20 protein-coding genes and 1 tRNA gene are annotated in these 17,776 nt (G+C 66.4%); 7 read left to right on the forward strand and 14 right to left on the reverse strand.

All coding sequences use genetic code 11. From position 1 onward, the window contains the following. Nucleotides 1-11: 11 nt before the first annotated feature. The 6 genes from EWE75_RS10155 to rpmH form a co-directional block, all read right to left on the reverse strand. Entirely contained in the window at nt 12-674 is a 663-nt protein-coding gene (locus tag EWE75_RS10155; RefSeq protein ID WP_130157048.1) for a glutathione S-transferase family protein, read from the reverse strand. Between the two features lie 32 nt (nt 675-706). Continuing rightward, nucleotides 707-1,366 (reverse strand): ribosome biogenesis GTP-binding protein YihA/YsxC, encoded by a 660-nt coding sequence (gene yihA, locus EWE75_RS10160; RefSeq protein ID WP_130157050.1) that lies wholly within the window; start codon nt 1,364-1,366, stop codon nt 707-709. Continuing rightward, nucleotides 1,363-3,123 carry a membrane protein insertase YidC gene (yidC, locus tag EWE75_RS10165; RefSeq protein WP_130157052.1) on the reverse strand — a complete coding sequence of 587 codons (1,761 nt, stop codon included), beginning with the start codon at nt 3,121-3,123 and terminating at the stop codon, nt 1,363-1,365. The genes yihA and yidC overlap by 4 nt, the downstream gene beginning before the upstream one ends. 42 nt (nt 3,124-3,165) lie before the next feature. Further along, nucleotides 3,166-3,378 (reverse strand): membrane protein insertion efficiency factor YidD, encoded by a 213-nt coding sequence (yidD, locus tag EWE75_RS10170; RefSeq protein ID WP_069205079.1) that lies wholly within the window; start codon nt 3,376-3,378, stop codon nt 3,166-3,168. A gap of 175 nt (nt 3,379-3,553) precedes the next feature. Further along, the gene (rnpA, locus tag EWE75_RS10175; RefSeq protein WP_282432686.1) at nt 3,554-3,880 is read right to left on the reverse strand and encodes a ribonuclease P protein component; all 327 of its coding nucleotides are present in this window, start codon (nt 3,878-3,880) and stop codon (nt 3,554-3,556) included. Beyond that, complete coding sequence (rpmH, locus tag EWE75_RS10180) at nt 3,880-4,014, reverse strand: 50S ribosomal protein L34 (RefSeq protein WP_083224946.1); 135 nt, start codon at nt 4,012-4,014, stop codon at nt 3,880-3,882. Before rpmH ends, rnpA begins: the two co-directional genes overlap by 1 nt. 239 nt (nt 4,015-4,253) lie before the next feature. Here rpmH and EWE75_RS10185 point away from each other — a divergent pair, with 239 nt between their 5' ends. Together EWE75_RS10185 and EWE75_RS10190 are read left to right on the forward strand one after the other, a co-directional pair. Beyond that, the gene (locus EWE75_RS10185) at nt 4,254-5,762 is read left to right on the forward strand and encodes a YifB family Mg chelatase-like AAA ATPase (RefSeq protein ID WP_130157054.1); all 1,509 of its coding nucleotides are present in this window, start codon (nt 4,254-4,256) and stop codon (nt 5,760-5,762) included. Nucleotides 5,763-5,859: 97 nt separating this feature from the next. Beyond that, nucleotides 5,860-6,246: an endonuclease domain-containing protein gene (locus EWE75_RS10190; protein WP_130157056.1), complete on the forward strand. Its 387-nt coding sequence runs from the start codon at nt 5,860-5,862 to the stop codon at nt 6,244-6,246. A 37-nt stretch (nt 6,247-6,283) separates the two neighbouring features. On the opposite strand, the gene EWE75_RS10195 is transcribed toward EWE75_RS10190, so the two are convergent. The 4 genes from EWE75_RS10195 to EWE75_RS10210 form a co-directional block, all read right to left on the reverse strand. Continuing rightward, entirely contained in the window at nt 6,284-6,748 is a 465-nt protein-coding gene (locus EWE75_RS10195) for a GreA/GreB family elongation factor (RefSeq protein ID WP_130157058.1), read from the reverse strand. 88 nt (nt 6,749-6,836) lie between these two features. Then, nucleotides 6,837-9,326: a glycoside hydrolase family 3 protein gene (locus EWE75_RS10200; RefSeq protein WP_130157060.1), complete on the reverse strand. Its 2,490-nt coding sequence runs from the start codon at nt 9,324-9,326 to the stop codon at nt 6,837-6,839. 84 nt (nt 9,327-9,410) lie between these two features. Then, nucleotides 9,411-10,658, reverse strand: a complete 1,248-nt coding sequence (locus EWE75_RS10205) for an MFS transporter (RefSeq protein WP_130157062.1) — start codon at nt 10,656-10,658, stop codon at nt 9,411-9,413. Then, a complete protein-coding gene (locus tag EWE75_RS10210; RefSeq protein WP_130157064.1) occupies nt 10,658-11,674 on the reverse strand; it encodes a LacI family DNA-binding transcriptional regulator in 1,017 nt (338 codons plus the stop codon). Before EWE75_RS10210 ends, EWE75_RS10205 begins: the two co-directional genes overlap by 1 nt. Before the next feature lie 294 nt (nt 11,675-11,968). Here EWE75_RS10210 and EWE75_RS26055 point away from each other — a divergent pair, with 294 nt between their 5' ends. The 3 genes from EWE75_RS26055 to EWE75_RS10220 all read left to right on the forward strand — a co-directional run bounded on the left by EWE75_RS26055 (nt 11,969) and on the right by EWE75_RS10220 (nt 13,439). Further along, the gene (locus tag EWE75_RS26055) at nt 11,969-12,298 is read left to right on the forward strand and encodes a tryptophan 7-halogenase (RefSeq protein ID WP_282432684.1); all 330 of its coding nucleotides are present in this window, start codon (nt 11,969-11,971) and stop codon (nt 12,296-12,298) included. Then, on the forward strand, nt 12,277-12,513 hold the full coding sequence (locus EWE75_RS26060; RefSeq protein WP_282432685.1) for a hypothetical protein: 237 nt from the start codon (nt 12,277-12,279) through the stop codon (nt 12,511-12,513). The genes EWE75_RS26055 and EWE75_RS26060 overlap by 22 nt, the downstream gene beginning before the upstream one ends. 200 nt (nt 12,514-12,713) lie before the next feature. Further along, nucleotides 12,714-13,439 carry a hypothetical protein gene (locus EWE75_RS10220; RefSeq protein ID WP_130157066.1) on the forward strand — a complete coding sequence of 242 codons (726 nt, stop codon included), beginning with the start codon at nt 12,714-12,716 and terminating at the stop codon, nt 13,437-13,439. Nucleotides 13,440-13,608: 169 nt separating this feature from the next. Here the strand turns inward: EWE75_RS10220 and nusG are convergent, their stop codons facing one another. The 4 genes from nusG to EWE75_RS10240 form a co-directional block, all read right to left on the reverse strand. Beyond that, nucleotides 13,609-14,145 (reverse strand): transcription termination/antitermination protein NusG, encoded by a 537-nt coding sequence (gene nusG / locus EWE75_RS10225; protein WP_130157068.1) that lies wholly within the window; start codon nt 14,143-14,145, stop codon nt 13,609-13,611. Between the two features lie 14 nt (nt 14,146-14,159). Beyond that, nucleotides 14,160-14,357 carry a preprotein translocase subunit SecE gene (gene secE / locus EWE75_RS10230; protein ID WP_069205091.1) on the reverse strand — a complete coding sequence of 66 codons (198 nt, stop codon included), beginning with the start codon at nt 14,355-14,357 and terminating at the stop codon, nt 14,160-14,162. 151 nt (nt 14,358-14,508) lie between these two features. After that, a tRNA-Trp gene (locus tag EWE75_RS10235) sits at nt 14,509-14,585 on the reverse strand. Nucleotides 14,586-14,690: 105 nt separating this feature from the next. Continuing rightward, nucleotides 14,691-16,475: a fatty acyl-AMP ligase gene (locus EWE75_RS10240; protein ID WP_130157070.1), complete on the reverse strand. Its 1,785-nt coding sequence runs from the start codon at nt 16,473-16,475 to the stop codon at nt 14,691-14,693. A 115-nt stretch (nt 16,476-16,590) separates the two neighbouring features. Here EWE75_RS10240 and EWE75_RS10245 point away from each other — a divergent pair, with 115 nt between their 5' ends. Beyond that, nucleotides 16,591-17,130 (forward strand): RecX family transcriptional regulator, encoded by a 540-nt coding sequence (locus EWE75_RS10245; protein WP_130157072.1) that lies wholly within the window; start codon nt 16,591-16,593, stop codon nt 17,128-17,130. A gap of 54 nt (nt 17,131-17,184) precedes the next feature. Then, nucleotides 17,185-17,772: a cold-shock protein gene (locus EWE75_RS10250; protein ID WP_130157075.1), complete on the forward strand. Its 588-nt coding sequence runs from the start codon at nt 17,185-17,187 to the stop codon at nt 17,770-17,772. Nucleotides 17,773-17,776 lie beyond the last annotated feature (4 nt).

Here is a 17,776-nt window from a genome sequence, read left to right on the forward strand (position 1 = left end):
CGGACGAGGGATCAGCCGACCGGCTGCTCGAACTTCTCGATCACCCATTCCTCTTCCTGCGCGGCGGCGATCCAGTCCTGCATGAAGGGGTGGTTGATGACCGCGTCCATATAGCTTGCCGCGAAGCGCGCGATCGGCAGGCTGTAGGTGACGATCCGCGTCACCACCGGCGCGTACATGATGTCGGCCGCGCCGAACGCGCCGAACAGGAATTCCCCGTCGCCGCCGAAGCGCGCGCGCGCCTGTGCCCACAATTCCATGATCCGCGCGAGATCGGCGAGCACGTCGTCGTCTGGCCGCTGCGGCGGGAACACCTGGCGGATGTTCATGCTGTGCTTCTTGCGGAGCGCGGTGAAGCTCGAATGCATCTCCGCCGACATCGACCGCGCCATCGCGCGCGCGGCGGGGTCGGCTGGCCAGAACAGGTCGCGGCTGGTCTGCTCGGCGAGATATTCGATGATGGCGAGGCTGTCCCACACCACCGCGTCGCCGTCCCACAGAATCGGCACCTTGCCCGAGGAGGGCGCGAACTCGTCGCCCTCGCGCCGCCGGTCCCACTCGGCATCGTAGAGCGGCACAACCACTTCTTCGAAGACGAGACCGGATTGCCGGGCGGCGAGCCAGCCGCGCAGGCTCCACGAGGAATAGGCCTTGTTGCCGATGATAAGCTTCATGGGGCGGGCTTAGCGGGCGGCGGGGGCGGGGTCTAGCCGATCGCCTCGATCACTGCGGCGCGCAGTTCCGCGATACCCAGGCCGGTTTCCGACGAGGTCGGCAGGATTTCTGGATGTGCGGCCGGGCGCTTGCGGGCTTCGTCGGCGGTCGCGGTCATCACGTCGGCGAGTTCGGTGGGCTTGATCTTGTCGATCTTGGTCATGACGAGACGGTAGCTGACCGCCGCCTTGTCGAGCATGTCGAGGATCTCGCGATCGACCTCCTTGATGCCGTGGCGCGCGTCGATCAGCACGAGCGCGCGCTTGAGCACGTCGCGCCCGCGCAGGAAATCGTTGACCAGGAAGCGCCACTTCTTGACGATATCCTTGGGCGCCTTGGCGAAGCCGTAGCCGGGCATATCGACCAGCCGGAATGCGAGCGGCGCGCCGACATCGAAGAAGTTCAGCTCCTGCGTCCGCCCCGGCGTGTTCGACGTGCGCGCCAGCGCATTGCGTCCGGCAAGCGCGTTGAGCAGCGACGATTTGCCGACGTTCGAGCGCCCCGCGAAGGCCACCTCGGGTACGACCGCGTCGGGAATGAACTCCAGCGAGGGCGCCGATTTGAGGAAGGCTACCGGACCGGCGAAGATTTTCCGCGCGGTCTCGATCGCTTCCGGGTCGAAGACCGGGGGTTCGATGGTGGGATCGGTCATTTCTTGGTCGGCACCTTTAACTCGGGATGCCGCGCATAGAGCAGCCGCTGCTGGAGGATCGTCAGCGTGTTCGACGTGATCCAGTAGATCTGCAGGCCGACCGCGAACGGCGCCATCACGAACATCAGCACCCACGGCATGATCGCGAAGACCTGCTTCTGCGCCTCGTCCATCGGCGCCGGGTTGAGCTTGAACTGGAAGTACATCGAAATGCCGAGCAGCACCGGCACGATGCCGATCGCGAGCATCGGCGGCAGATGCCACGGCAGATACCCGAACGCGTTGAGGATCGTGGCGGGATCAGGCGCGGACAGATCGCGAATCCACAGCACGAACGGCTGGTGACGCATTTCGATCGTCAGCAGCAGTACCTTGTAGAGTGCGTAGAGGATCGGGATCTGCAGGAAGGTCGGCAGGCAGCCCGCGAGCGGGTTGACGCCTTCGGCCTTGTAGAGCGCCATCACCTCCTGCTGCGCGCGCGTCTTGTCGTCCTTGTAGCGTTCCTGCAGCGCCTTCATCTTCGGCTGGATCGCGCGCATCTTCGCCATCGAAGCGAACTGGCGCTGCGCGATCGGGAACAACAGGCCACGGATCGTCAGCGTCAGCGCGATGATCGCGACGCCGAAATTGCCGATCACGCGGAACAGGAAATCGAGATATTTGAAGATCGGCTTTTCGACGACCTCGAACCAGCCCCAGTCGATCGCTTTGCCGAAGTGGCGGACGTTGAGCCGGTCCTCATAGCCGTCGAGCGTGTTGGTCTCCTTGGCGCCCGCGAACAGCTTTGCGGTCGTCACCAGCGCCTTGCCGGCGGGCACGACGCGCGGCTGGAGCGCGAAATCGGCCTGGAAATTGTCGCCGACGGCGGCGCGGAAGCCGCCGTGCATCGGCGCGCCCGAATCGGGGATCAGCGCCGCGAGCCAGTATTTGTCGCCGAAGCCGAACCAGCCGCCGCTCGAATCGAAGTAATTGTCGCCGGGCTTGCCGATGTTGCCGAGCAGGTTCTTGCCGATGAAGCTGGCTTCCTTGCCCTGCAAATTGGCATAGGTGATGTCATAGGTCGCGCCGTGATCGAACACGCCGATCGGGCCGACATGGTCGGTCCAGGTATCGGGATCGGGCGAGACGCCGGCGCGCGAGACGAGGCCATAGGGCCGGATCTTGATCGGCGCGGCCGTCGGGTTGGTGACGGTCTGGCGGACGGTGAACATGTAGCGATCGTCGACCGCGATACGCATCGCGAAGCGCTGGCCCTGCGGATTTGTCCACGCGAGCGTGACCGGCTGGGCAGGGGTGAGCACGGGGGCGCTGGCGGTGAACATCGTGTCCGCGCCCGGCGTCGTCACGCCGTCACCCGACCAGCCGAAACCGGCGAAATAGGCGTGCTCGGTGCCCGACGGCGAGAACAGGCGGATTGACGGCGAATCCTTGGCGATGGTTTCCTTGTACTTGCTCAGCACGAGATCATCGATGCGGCCGCCCTTGAGACTGATCGAGCCTTGCAGGTTGCGCGTCTCGATGCGGACGCGCGGCGTCTCGCGCAGCACCTGCGCACGGTCGCGGACCTTCTGGGGCGAGGCGGCGGTGGGGCCGGCCGGGCCAGTCGAGGAGGCGACCGCGACGGTCTTGCCGGCTTCGATCTTGGTCGCGGGCGGGTTGGCCGCGGGCAGATATTTGGAGGCGAAGAACTGCCAGCCGAACAGGATCAGCGCCGCGAACACCGCGAACAGGAGGAAATTTCTGCCTTCGTCTTTCACCTGGGAATCCCGTTCGTAGTTTCGTGGCGCCGCGTCACCGCTTTAGGGCACTGGATCGGGGCCGAAGCCGCCGAAGGGGTGGCACCGTCCGATCCGCTTCGCCGCCAGCCAGCCGCCTTTCACCGCGCCATAGCGGCGAAGCGCGGTGATTGCATAGGCGGAACAGGACGGCTGGAAGCGGCACGAGGATGGCAGCACCACCGAAGGGCCGATCTGCCATGCGCGCACCAGCAGGATGAGGAGGCGAGTCAGCATGGCTTCGCGCCCTCGGGGGCACCGACTGTCAGCGCTTCTCCCCTCCCTGGAAGGGAGGGGCCGGGGGTGGGTTGGCCTGCGAGGAAACGGAGTGCGCGCCACGAACCGACCCACCCCCAGCCCCTCCCTTCCAGGGAGGGGAGAAGGTGGAGGCGCGTGCGTAGGGAGCGGAGAATCACCGCATCACCTTCGCCAGCGCCTTGGTCAGCTCACCGCGGAGCTGCGCGAAATCGCGCTCCACGCCGCCGTTTCGCCCGATCAGCACATGATCGGCGCCGCGCACGCCCGATTCGGGCAGCACGTCACGCGCGAGCGCCCGCAGCCGGCGTTTCATCCGGTTGCGGACCACCGCGTTGCCGATCTTCTTGGTGACGGTATAGCCGATCCGCATCGCCGGATCGCCATCATTGCGAGGCCGAACCAGCAGCACGAAGCCCGGCATCGGCGCGCGTTTGCCGGCGTTCGCCGCGAGGAAATCCGCGCGGCGCGCCAGAACGTAGATTACGCCGACAGCTTCTTGCGACCGCGCGCCCGACGCGCGCGAATCACGTTGCGGCCGCCCGGAGTCTCCATCCGTGCGCGGAAGCCGTGACGACGTGCCCGCACCAGATTGCTCGGCTGAAAGGTCCGCTTCATGAGTCATTCCCTGATCGTCTGAATAGAAAAGGGCCGCCACAGGGACGGCCTCGTAGCGCGTGCCCTTAGGCGGATGACCGTGCGAAGTCAATCGCGGGGATGGCGGACCGGGCAACATCTGCGGCGAAGATGGCTGCGGTGTTTTGTAAATACAAGACACCTTTATCCAGCTCGTGACGCCGGGCTTCCCCAAACTTTACGGCGCCGCTAAGCCGTTGTCCAACCGGGGGGTTATACAGATGGTCGCGAGCGTATCGACGGTGGCGTATCTCGGGCTCGAGGCGCGCGCGGTCGAGGTGCAGGTGCAGCTCATCCCCGGCCTGCCCGCCTTCAACGTCGTCGGCCTCGCCGACAAGGCGGTGGCGGAAAGCCGAGAGCGGGTGCGCGGCGCGATCGCCTCGATGGGGCTGGCGCTGCCGCCCAAGCGAATCGTCGTCAACATGTCGCCGGCCGATCTGCCCAAGGAGGGCTCGCATTTCGACCTGCCGATCGCATCGGCATTGCTCGGCGCGATGGGGGTGATCGATGCCGAGCAGCTCGGCGATTTCGTGGTGGTCGGCGAACTCGGCCTTGATGCGCGGATCGCGCCGTCGCCGGGCGTGCTGCTGGCGGCGCTGCACGCCTCGGCGGAGGGGAAGGGGCTGATCTGCCCGGCGTCGCAAGGCGCGGAGGCGGCGTGGGCAGGATCGGTCGGCGTGCTCGCCGCGCCCGACATCCTTTCGCTGGTGAACCACTTCAAGGGACACGGCCTGATCGGCGCGCCTGAGCCGGGCGAGGCGATCGATGTGGCGCACGGCCCCGATCTCAAACAGGTCAAGGGGCAGGAAACCGCCAAGCGCGCGCTCGAAATCGCGGCGGCGGGCGGGCACAATCTATTGATGGTCGGCCCGCCCGGCGCGGGCAAGTCGCTGATGGCGTCATGCCTGCCCGGCATCCTGCCCCCGCTCGACGCCGCCGAGGCGCTCGAAGTGTCGATGGTGGCGAGTGTCGCCGGCACGCTTGCGGGCGGGCGGTTGACCCGCTCCCGCCCATTCCGTGCGCCCCATCATTCCGCATCGATGGCTGCGCTGACCGGCGGCGGGCTGAAAGTGAAGCCGGGCGAGGTTAGCCTCGCGCATCTCGGCGTGCTGTTTCTCGACGAACTGCCCGAGTTCCAGCGCGCGGTGCTCGATTCGCTGCGCCAGCCGCTCGAAACCGGCACGGTCAGCGTCGCGCGCGCCAACGCGCACGTCACGTTTCCAGCGCGCGTGCAGTTGATCGCCGCGATGAACCCGTGCCGCTGCGGGCATCTCGGCGACGCCGCGCTCGCCTGCTCGCGCGCGCCGAAATGCGCGGCGGACTATCAGGCCAAGGTGTCGGGGCCGCTGCTCGACCGAATCGACCTGCACGTCGAAGTGCAGGCGCTCTCCGCTGCGGATCTCGTCCTGCCGCCGCCGGCCGAAGGCTCGGCTGAGGTGCGCGCCCGTGTCGCGGCGGCGCGCGCTGTGCAGACCGCGCGCTATGCCGACCATCCGATCCGCACCAACGCCGAAGTCGATGGCGTGCTGCTCGACGCGGTGGCGACGCCCGACGAAGCGGGGCGGATGCTGCTCGCGCAAGCCTCCGAAGCGATGCGGCTATCGGCGCGCGGCTACACGCGCATCCTGCGTGTCGCGCGCACGATTGCCGATCTGGCTGGCAGCGAAGGCGTGGGGCGGCTGCATATCGCCGAGGCGCTCAGCTACCGGCGGCGCGCGCCAGTGTCGTAGCGGCTCACGCTCATCTTTGAACATTCTGCTCCCCTCCCTGGAAGGGAGGGGCCGGGGGTGGGTTGCTCTCGATAGCGTAGAACGGCATCCTCATGCGATGCCGAGAGTCGCGCCCCACTTGACGGCAAACGCTCGCCTGTTGCGTAACGCCGCGACCGCAGAGGAACGCGCCTTGTGGTCACGTCTTCGCCATCTGCGCCCTCGCTTCACGCGGCAGCTTCCGATCGGCAGCTATATCATCGACTTTGCTTGCCGATCGATCAAATTGGCGGTCGAACTCGACGGCAGTCAGCACCTCGATGCAATCGCCTACGACGATACGCGAACGCTGTTTCTCGAAAGCCTCGGCTGGCGGGTCTTGCGGTATTGGAACAGTGACGTTCGCGATAATGGCGATGGCGTGGCCGAGGCGATTATGGCGGTTGTCGCGCACCGTATCGGGCCAACCCACCCCCAACCCCTCCCTTTCAGGGAGGGGCTTTGACGGCGGCTTCCACAGGCCCAGTTGACGCGCTGGAACCTCAGTGAGCCGGCGTAATCCCCACGATCTCGATCGCGTCAGCCTTCCCACCGAAATCGCACATCTCGCCGTCTTCCGCGCCGATCATCGCGCGGGCGAGCGGCGCGGAGAAGGCGATTCTGCCCGCCGCCGGATCGCTCTCGTCGAAGCCGACGATCTCGATTTCGCGGCTCGCTCCGCCCAGCGTGAACGCCACGCGCGTGCCGATCGCGACCGTCTCGCCGGTGGCCGGGGCGGCGACCTCGGCGGTGGTTTCGCGGGTCGACCAATAGCGCAGGTCGCGTTCGGCGAGCGTGCGGGCATCCTCCTCGGTCGCGGCGGCGACATCGCCGCGCAACTCCGCGATGCGGGTGCGGATCAGTGCCAGCCCGCGCGGGGTGACGAGATTGGGGCCGGGCGGGATCGGCAGCTCGAACCGGGGTTCCTTATGCTCCTCGTCGCTCTCGCGCCGGAATGCCACACTCACGCACATCTCTCCTGATCGTCAATCGACTCTTGTCGCGCATGTGTAACGGCGCGGCCAGAGGATTGTTGCGATCCGGGTCAAACCCGCGTCAGCGCGGACACGCCACCACATCATCGGCGACGGTGCCGACCGCGACGCGGGCGATGCTCGTCTCGAATGTCTGCGCGGTGCGGAGTTGGAAGGGGGTCTCGATCCGCGCCATGTCCGCCGTCCTGGCGAAGCATTTGAGCGGGATGCCGATCGTCCGCCACGCGCCGACCGGGAGCTTGGCCGATGCGATCGGCACCGCCGCCCCGCAGGTCGGCCCGCAGGAAACGCCGATCGTCAGGTCGGCGGGCGGTGCGCTGTCGAGCCGCATCGTCGCCAGCAGCAACACCTCGCCATTGGTCTCCCGCGTCAGGTCGATCGGCGTCTGGGTGTGGAGATCGATCACCTGCGGGCCGCCGCCCGCCAGCGCGAAGTGCCGCGCGCCTTCCTGCACCTCATGGTCGATCGCGGTGATCTTGATACGCCCGCCGAGCGCCTGCGCCGGCACCGTGGTGATCCGCGTCACGCCGACCACGCCGTCACTCACCTGAAGCGACCAGCCCGGCGTCGCCACTCCGGCGGACATATACACGCCGGTATCGCCGTCATCGATCACGCCGGGGTCTTCCGACACCGGCTTCCACGCCACCTTGGGTTCGCGCCCGCTCAAGCCATAGCCGAACGGGTAGAGCACCGGGCCGCCCGGCTTGGCGGTGCGCGGCCAGGCGGCGGGCAGCTTGCCAGTGAACGGCGCACCGCCCGCGCCGAACAGGCGGTCGGCGACCCCAGCCCCCTCGGTGCCGGGCAGCCAGGCGACGACGAAGCCATCGGCGGCGTTCAACTCGGGGCTGACGAACAGCGGCCGTCCGGTCAGCATCACCGCGACGACGGGAATGCCAGCCGCCTTGAGCCGCCGCATCGTCGCGAGCGGCTTGCGCAGTTCGGGGCGGAGTTGCAGCGTGCGTAGGTCGCCCTGGAATTCGGCATAGGGCGTCTCGCCGAACACCACGATCGCCGCATCGGGCTTGCGCGTGTAATGCCCGTCCGGCGCATATTCCGCGTGCCCGCCACCGGCTTTCACCGCTGCGTCGATGCCGCCCCACACGCTCGTCGAACCCGGGAACATGCTGCGGTCGAGCCCGGTGCCCTGCCAGCTCAGCGTCCAGCCGCCCGATTGTCGCCCGATGTCGTCGGCGCCATCACCTGCCACGAGGATGTTGGCGGAGGCGCGCAGCGGCAGCACGCCGGTATTCTTGAGCAGTACCAGCGACTTGGCCACCGCCTCGCGCGCGATCGCGCGATGCGCGGGCGCACCCAGCATGCTCCAGTCGCCCGCGAGTGGCCGCGACGAGGGCTTGCCCATCTCGAACAGCCCAAGCCGCAGCTTCACGCGCAGGATATGCGCGACCGCATCGTCGAGCCGCGCCATCGGCACCGTCCCGTCCTTCACCTGCGCGGTCAGCGATTCGTACAGCGCCTTCCAGCTATCGGGCGCCATATACATGTCGATACCGGCGTTGATCGCCTGCGGGCAGCTTTCGTTGGTGCAGCCGGCGATCTGGCCGTGCGCGTTCCAGTCGGTGACGACGAACCCGCCGAAGCTCATGCGGCCTTTGAGGACGCCGGTGACCAAGCCCTTCTCACCGGCGATCTTGCGGCCCTGCCAGCTCGAAAAGCTCGTCATGACGGTGCCGACCCCGGCCTCGACCGCCGGGATGTACGGCTTGCCATGGATGTCGCGCAGCACGGTTTCGCTGATCCGGGCGTCGCCCTGATCGTGCCCTTCGAAGGTGCCGCCATCGCCGATGAAATGCTTGGTGCTGGCCAGCACATGCGGCCCGGCGAGGATTCGGCTGCCATCGGGCGGCCCCTGCAACCCGAGGATCATATGCTGGACGTAACTCGCCACAAGGTCGGGATCGGATGAATAACCCTCATAGGCGCGGCCCCAGCGATAATCCTGCGGCACGGTGATGGTCGGCGCGAAGGTCCATTCCTGACCCGTCGTGCGGATCTCGGCGGCGGTGGCGGCGCCGATCCGCTCGATCAGTTCGGGATCGCGCGTCGCGCCGAGGCCGATGTTCTGCGGAAACAGTGTCGCGCCGACGATGTTGCTGTGGCCATGTACCGCATCGGTGCCCCACAGCATCGGGATGCCGACGCCGCCCTTCGAAGTATCCGTCGATGCGGCCCAAAGCTGGTCGGCCAGTTCCAGCCACTTCGGCGCGGGCGCGAAATCGTCGCCGCCGGGGCCAGCATTGCCGCCGTTGAGCACCGAGCCGATGTGATACTGGCGGACCTCGTCGGGCGTGATGTTGGTGATGTTGGCCTGCAGGATCTGCCCGACCTTCTCCTCCAGCGTCATGCGCTTGAGCAGGCCGGCGATGCGCGCTTCGTCGGCCGGGATGGCGGCAACCGGCCATGTCGCACTTGGCCAGAGTTCCGGGTGGATGGTCGGCACCGGCGCGACCGATGTGGTCGGAAGGGTCTGCGCGGGAAGGGCGGCCGCCGTTGCGCAGGCCAGGCCCGCCAGCACAGTTTTCGAGATCATGTCCGCTCCCATCGCTGGCGCTCTCACAGCCGCCAGCATCCCCATTATCGAGGCCCTAATCCTGACAACGTTGACATGTCGGTGTCAAGGGGCAAGCGCGTGGTGCGTGTTCTCGATCGGGCGGTAGAAAAACGCGCACAGCGTTGCGAGCAGGGCTGCCAAAGCGATGCTGCCGAGGATCGGTATCGCTGGAACCAACAACGTCAGCGCAAGCACTTGGGTGGAGAGGGCCTGTGCCAGCTTGCGCGCGATCGTCGCCGCCGCATAGATTTGCGCGGCGTACCCGACCACCTCGGCATCGCGTTCGCAGGCGGTGACGGTTGCGGGCACCAGCGACCAGAACATCACGGACAGCCCTTGTCCGGCGACGATCGCGCCGGTGACGCTGACCAGCGCCATCGCGACTCCGTCGCCCACGCAGCCGAGCAGTGCCGCGCCCAGCATCAGCACGGCGGCGTAGCGCGACGTCGCGCCTTGTCCGATTCGCGTGGCGAGGTGAGTCCACAAGGGCGCGCTCACCAGCAGCGACAAGGCCGGCAGCAGCGCGGCATAATAGCCCCAACGCTGCGCGCCGATCTGATCGAACACGAACAGCAGCGAGACGTTGAGCAGCGATACCGCCAGCCCGACGCTCAGGATCGTCGCGATCAGCCGCCGCAATGCCGGTGACCTGCCGAGCAAGGCGAACATCGTCACAAGCGCGCGATGTGAGCGGGGCGCGGCTACCGCCGGCATGACTCGCTCGCGCGTGCCGAACGCGGTGAAGAAGAAGGTCGGCACCGCGATCCCGGCGAGGATCGGCGCGCCAAGCGAAAAGCCGCCGCCGGAACCGCCCGCCGGCAATGCCGCATAGACCAACGCCGCGACGAGACCACCCAGAGCGGCCGCCTGCATGCGCGCGCCGGTCAGCCGCAGATGATCACCGGGATCGGCGGACATCCGCGCGGTCAGCGCACCATAAGGGATGTTGCCGATACCGTAAGCACAGCGCAGCGCGAGATAGGTGGCGAGCGCGTAATAGGGCACATAGCCGCTCCTCACCGGCGGCAGCGCGAAGGCGGCGCACAGGATCAGCACCGCCAGCGGCCCGCCCACCGCGACCCATGTGCCGAGCCGCACGCGCGGCGCCAGCCGGTCGGCGGTCACCCCGACGAGCACGTCCATCAGCCAGTCCGCCGCCGCGCCCGCCAGGAAGATCAGGGAGGCGACCTGCGGCGCGATGCCGAGATGGCGGACGTAATAGAACAGCAGATACAGTTCGATCGACTGCCAGACGGTGTTGAACCCGAAATCCCCGGCGGCATAGCTCCAGATCTCGCGCCGCCGAAGCATCACCCGAGCGATCGGGGCGGGGCGGCCGATTCGCGGATCAGCAGTTCGTGCGGATGCGTGATCCGCGCCGTGACATCGCGGCCCTCAAGCTGCGCGATCAGCATCTCGGTCGCCGCGATCGCCATTTCGAACACGGGCTGCCGCACCGTGGTCAGCCGTGGCCAGGTGATGCGCGACATTTCCGAATCGTCGAACCCGACCACCGAGACATCGTCGGGGATCGACAGGCCGAACTCGCGCGCGGCCATCATCGCGCCCACCGCCATGTCGTCATTCTGCGCCAGGATCGCGGTCGGGCGGTCGCCGCGCGCGAAGATGTCACGCGCGGCGGCGAGGCCGCTGTCGAAGGTGAACAGGCCGGGTTCGATCCGTTCCAGCCGCAATTCGATGTCGGCCTTGTAGAACGCCTGCGTGTAGCCGAGCATCCGTGCCTCGGTGGAGGCATGGGTCGGATCGCCACGGATGATGGCGATTTCACGGTGGCCGAGGCCGATCACATAGTCGGCGATCTCGCGCGCGGCGGCGACGTCGTCGATCAGGTTGCTCGGCGCCATATCGATCAACCGCGTCGGTGCGATCCGCGCGCACAGGATACGCGCGTCCTTCAACTGATTGAGAATGATAGGATTATCCGAAGCGGGTGGAGCGAGCACCACGCCGTCCAGCGCGGCCGAACGCAGCATCCCGACGACTTCGCCGGCATGGTCCTGCACCGAACGGATCGGGATCACCACGAGCTTGTAGCGCTCGCCGGTCAGCCGTTCCAGCACGCCGCGTTGCAACTCCACGACATAGCTCGGGCTGGGGTTTTCGTAGATCAGCCCGATCATGTTCGATTTGCGCCGCACCAGCGCCTGCGCGAACACGTTGGGATGATAATCGAGCGCATCGGCGGCTTCGCGGACGCGCTGTTTGACCGCCGGGCTGACGTGGGGTTCGTCGTTCAGCACGCGCGAGACGGTCTTTGCGGAAACCCCGGCGAGGCGCCCAACATCGACAATCGTCGTTCGCTTCATGCTGCTGTCCTGTTTGGTTGAGGCTGAGACCTAGCGGCAATGCCGGGCTGACGCCAGACAGTGTGATAACGTTGACAGTTTTATGGCGGTGATCTCGCGTCGCCGCGCCGAATGTCGGGATAACACGCTTGCGATTGGGCACAGCCATTACGGCCATGATATAGGAACGATAGCAAAGAGGTGAGTGGCCCTCTGATCAGGCGTGGCATTGGGCGCCGCGCGCGCACTCCCCACAAAATGGACCCATCGCCGCAATGATCGGATTTTGACAACGTCTGACAATAGAGTAGCTCTGTGGTTGTCGATCCCGAACAGGATTGCGTCGCGCTCGGGCTGGCCAGCGGGTTCGTCGAGCCGCTCGAATCGACCAGCATCCACCTCATCATGATCGGCGTGACGCGGCTGATCCAGTCGTTTCCGTTCAGCGGGATCAAACCGTCGCTGGTGCGCCATTACAGCGATCTCGCCGAGACCGAACTCGCGCGCGTGCGCGATTTCATCATCCTGCATTATCATCTCACCGAACGCCGCGACGATCCCTTCTGGGAACGCTGCCGGACGATGCCAATCCCCGACACGCTCGCCCAGCGCATCGCATCGCATTGTTCCGCGAGGCCGCGCTGACTCCGCAGACCGCCGACGATCTGTTCCAGGCCGATAGCTGGCTGCAGGTGATGCTCGGCCAGCGGCTCGAACCGACCGGCTATCACCATATGGGGCATATGCTGAGCGTCGAGCATCTGCACCGTGCGTTCGCCGATGTGCGGGACGGTATCGCCGGCGCGGTTGCGCGGATGCCGACGCATCAGGCGTTTCTGGAGCAGTATTGCGCGGGGTGAGGGGGCGGTAGGTCCGCGCCACTCGTTAGCGCGTGGCCGTCGGCGAGAAATCGCCCTTCGCACGATATCGTCTGCCGGCCGGCGCAGCGGGCGAGACTTTATCCATCGGAGCGGCGCCAAATGAAATCGATATTGGCGGTTTTTTCCTATCCAGTGGATGAACGTCCAGTATCATCCGCCGGAACTCAAGGAGGGTTTGCGTGGCGACTGTAGCGCAACGTGGCGGTGCGAAGCTCAACACCGAGCGTCGGTTCTTCGCAACCATGGCGCTGGTTATCTCCGCAGCGACCTTCATTGGCTTTGCACCGAGTTATTATCTGGCGCCGATGTTTGCCGCCAGGCCGCTGTCGATGCTGCTCCATGTCCACGGCGTGGTCTTCACCGCCTGGATATTGCTGTATGTCGCGCAGACCGGGTTAATCTCGGCGTCGCGGGCTGACATCCACCGGATCGTTGGGCCGGTTGCGGTCGTGCTGGCCATCGCGATGGTCCCGCTGGGCATCGCGGCCGCGATTGTCACCAAGCAAGTCGCAGCGGCGCACCACATGCCGCCGCAGGGGCCGCCTTTGGTGTTCCCGCTCGGCGCGATCCTGACCTTCGCGGTCTTGGTCGGCGCAGGCTTCGTGCGGCGTAAGCAGTCGGCATGGCACAAACGGCTGATGCTGTTGGGGACAGCGGCGATCCTGACGACGCCGCTCGCACGCATCACTCGCTTTACGCATATCGGGTTGGCCCCGGCGTTCGGCGGGATGATCCTGACCGACGTCCTGCTTGCGGCGCTGGCCATCTATGACATTAGAACGCGCGGTAAGCTGCATCCGGCGACGATCTGGGGCGGTGGCTTCTTTTTGGCGACACAGGCCCTGCGGGTTGCGCTTAATGCGATGCCCGCTTGGCAGGCGTTCGCGAAGGGCCTGACGGGCTGAGGTACGCTGTCGCTCGCGGGGACGGTGCTACAGGACAGCGGCCGGGCAGGCCCGCCGCGGCAAAGCCGCGTCGTCGGTCGGGTTCGGCTGCGCCGACCCGCCGGCCGGTCGAGCGCCGTGTCGCGAGCAGCTCCGCTGCTCGCGTGCGGTCAGCAAAGAACGCGTAGCGTTATTTGCTGCGCTCGACTTGCTCGAATTCCAGTTCCACTGGCGTGGCGCGTCCGAAGATCGACACCGACACCTTGACGCGGCTGCGGTCGAAATCGAGTTCCTCGACCAGACCGTTGAAGCTCGCGAACGGGCCGTCGAGCACCTTGACCGAATCGCCGATCTCGAAGTCGACCTTGACCTTCGCCTTGGGGGCGGCGGCGGCTTCTTCCTTCGAGTTGAGCATGCGCGCGGCCTCGGCCTCGCTGATCGGCTGGGGCTTGCCCATCGAGCCGAGGAAGCCGGTCACCTTGGGGGTGTTCTTGACGAGATGGTACACGTCGTCGTTCATGTTGAGCTTGGCGAGCACATAGCCCGGCATGAACTTGCGCTCGACCGCGATCTTCTTGCCGCGCCGCGCTTCGGTGACGGTCTCGGTCGGCACTTCGATCTGCTCGACGAGCTGTTCGAGGCCCATGCGGGTCGCCTCGGCCATGATCGAATCGCGAACCTTGCCCTCGAAACCCGAGTAGGCGTGGATGATGTACCAGCGTGCCATGTATCGTCCCGTAATCAGTTCGCGAGGGTGAGCAGATATTTCACGATCAGCTCGAAGATCGTGTCCACCCCGAAGAAGAACACCGCCAGCAGCGTGGTCATGATCATCACCATGACGCCGGTCATGATCGTCTCGCGCCGGGTCGGCCAAACCACCTTGGCGGTTTCGGCGCGTACTTGCCGGTAGAATTCGATCGGGGTCGTCTTCGCCACTGTCTGTACTCGCTTTGGTTAGCGCCGGAACCGGGGACATGGGTCCGCCGCCCGGTCCCGCCAAGGGCCCGACGACGAATGTTCCCGATTTCGGAATGGGAAAAGCGATACTGCCGGCGATCTGGAAAATCAAGCGCGGCGAGAAGGAGAGTGGCAGGGGAGCTCGGACTCGAACCGAGGGCCTTCGGTTTTGGAGACCGACGCTCTAACCAACTGAGCTACACCCCTGTGCGGAGGCGGTCTTTAGCGCGGGCAAACCTTGCCTGCAAGCATTCCGTCGACCGCCCGCTTTTTACCGTAATACTGCCCCTGTAGGACAGGGGTCTCGCGACCTCACGCCGCCAGATCGTAGGGCTTGATCTCGCCGTTGAGGTACAGGTTGCGCGCCTTGGCGCGGCTGAGCTTGCCCGAGGAGGTGCGCGGCAGCGTGCGCGGCGGGATCAGTTCGATCACGCAGTTCATGCCGGTGACGGAGCGGACGCGCTCGCGGATTTCGTCGCGCAGTCGCACGCGCTCGGCATCGTCCGAACTGCGGCACTGGACGAGCACGGCTGGGGTCTCTTCGCCGCCGGGGGTGGTGATCGCGAAAGCAGCGATGTCGCCGGCCTTGAAGCCGGGCAGTTGCTCGACCGCCCATTCGATGTCCTGCGGCCAGTGGTTGCGGCCGTTGACGATGATCATGTCCTTGGCGCGGCCGACGATGTAGATGTAGCCGTCCGACATGTAGCCCATGTCGCCGGTGTCGAGCCAGGGGCCTGCACCGGCAGGATCGGGGACCAGACACGCGTCGGTCGCCTCGGCATCGCGGAAATAGCCGACCATCACCGATGGGCCGGAACACCACACCTTGCCGATCGCGCGCTCGGGCAGGGGGGTGCCGTCCTCCTCGCGGATCTCCACCGTCATGTCGCGCACCGGCTTGCCGCAATTGACGATCGCGCGGTAACGCTGTGGCCGGTCCTGTCCGGCGGCGACGCCGGAAAGCTGGGTTTCCTCGACCAGTTCGACGCGAATGCCTTCGCCCGGCGGCATGATCGAGACGGCCAGCGTCGCTTCGGCGAGGCCGTAGCTTGGCAGGAATGCGCTCGCCTTGAAGCCGGCGTCGGCGAAAGCGTCGACGAAGCTCTGCATCACGTCGGGGCGGATCATATCCGCGCCGTTGCCGGCGAGCCGCCAGCGCGACAGGTCGAAGCGGTCGCCAGCGCGGGTCTGGCTGGAGATGCGGCGCGCGCAAATGTCATAGCCGAAGGTCGGCGAATAGCTGATCGTGGAGCCGGGATTGCGCGAGATCATGTCGAGCCACGCGAGCGGCCGGCGCGCGAAATCCTCGGTCTTGAGGTAATCGCACGAAACCTGGTTGGCGATCGGCGAGAGGAAGCAGCCGACCAGCCCCATGTCGTGATACCAGGGCAGCCATGAGATGCAGCGATCTTGCTTGTCGAGCTGCATGCCGTGGCTGTGCGCGGCGAGATTGTTGAGCAGCGCGCGATGGGTGATGACGACCCCGTGCGGGAAGCGCGTCGAGCCGCTCGAATATTGCAGATAGGCGATGTCTTCGGGCGATGCGCCCGGCAGCGCCGTCTCGGGCGCGGCGCGCATCGCGAACTCGCTCCAGTCGACGCCGTCCACACCGGCAAGCCGCGCGGCTTCGCCCGCCATCTGCGCGAGCTCGGGCGGATAGACCAGCATCCTGGGGTCACAGCTCGCGAGCTGGACGCGGAGCTGTTCGATATAGGATTCGCGCCCGCCGAACGAGGTCGGCAGCGGCAGCGGCACCGGCCACGCGCCGGCATAGACCACACCGAAGAACAGAGCCGCGAACTCGGGGCCGGTTTCCGCGACCAGTGCGATACGATCCTTCGGCGCGACGCCCGCCGCGATCAGGCGGTTCGCTGTCGCCAGCGCGTCGGCGCGCAGTTCGGCGAACGTATAGGGAAGCACAAGATTGCCGCGCGCATCGTGGAAGTTGAGGCCACGCTCGCCGCTTGCCGCATAGTCGAGTGCCTCGCCCAGCGTGCCGAAATCGGCGAAGCGCCGCGTCAGCGCATCTTCGGTCGGGGTGGCGGCCAGCGCCGGGTTTTCCAGCGTGTCGCCTGATCCCGCAAATATCGTCGTCATTATCGTCTGCGCCCTTGGTTGCGGATTTAATCCATCTCCGCCGCGATTTAAGCGAGCACCCCTGCTTACGCCAAGCGTTCAAAATCGGGTTCGACTGTGGCACAATGATGGCGCAATGTCTCGTGCCACCCCCGAGGAGCGTCGTCGCACCGTGCCGCCGCTCGATGCTGCGACGCTGGAACGGCTTGCGCTACGCTATGTCGAGCGCTTCGCGACGACGCGCGGGCGGCTTTCGGCGTATCTGATGCGCAAGATCCGCGAGCGCGGATGGGAGGGCGAGCCCCCGGACACGGTCGCGCTGGCCGAGCGTCTCGCCGAGCTCGGCTATATCGATGATCGCGCGTTCGGTGAGGCGAAAGCGGGGGCGATGCTGCGGCGTGGCCTCGGGCGCCGCCGCGTTGCCGGTGCGCTGCGGGCGGCCGGAATCGGTGCGGAGGATGCCGCCGCGATCGCGCCGAGCGTGGAAGCAGGCGGGCTCGCGGCGGCGCTGGCGTTCGCGCGGCGCCGGCGGATCGGGCCGTTCGCGACCGACATCGCCGACCGCGCGTTACGCGAAAAGCAGATCGCGGCGATGATTCGCGCCGGACACGATATGGATATTGCGCGAAAAATCGTAAAAATGGTGCCGGGAGAAGGTCTGGAGGTGCTCGACTGATCTTTTTTAACGCGCGCCTGCATGCTATTCTCCTGTGCCGGGGGATTGTTAGTCATGCGTAACGAAATTGTTTCTGCTCCTGACGAAAGTGGTTGGGCGGATACCGACGGAGGCGCCGGGCCGGGCGGTCCGCCGGGGTGTGCGTATGCGGGCGTGGTGAAATGGTTCGACGTGACGCGCGGCTTCGGCTTCATGGTCGCCGATGACCCTTCCGTTGGCGATATCCTGATCCATTTCTCGGTGCTGCGTCCGCATGGCCGTCGCAGCCTGCCCGAGGGTGCGCGGATCGAGTGTCTGGCGGCCCCGCGCGAGCGCGGGCTGCAGGCCACCGAAATCCTGACGATCGACCTTACCAACGCGATCGAGCCGCCGGTGCGGGTGCGTACGAGCGGCGACCGCGTTGATCCGACCGCCCTGCTGGATTCGGCGGGTGCGTTCGAGCCGGTGCGAGTGAAGTGGTTCAACCGGCTCAAGGGCTATGGCTTCCTCGTCCGCGCGAGCGACAATGCCGATGTGTTCGTCCACATGGAAACGCTGCGCCGCGCCGGGCTGGGCGAGGTCGAACCCGAACAGACGCTCAGCGCCCGCATCGTCGATGGCGCCAAGGGGCCGCTTGCGGTGCTTGTGCAGACGGCTGAGTAAACGC

The sequence above is a fragment of the Sphingomonas populi genome, from assembly GCF_004208535.1.
In the GTDB taxonomy this organism is placed as follows: Bacteria; Pseudomonadota; Alphaproteobacteria; order Sphingomonadales; family Sphingomonadaceae; genus Sphingomonas; species Sphingomonas populi.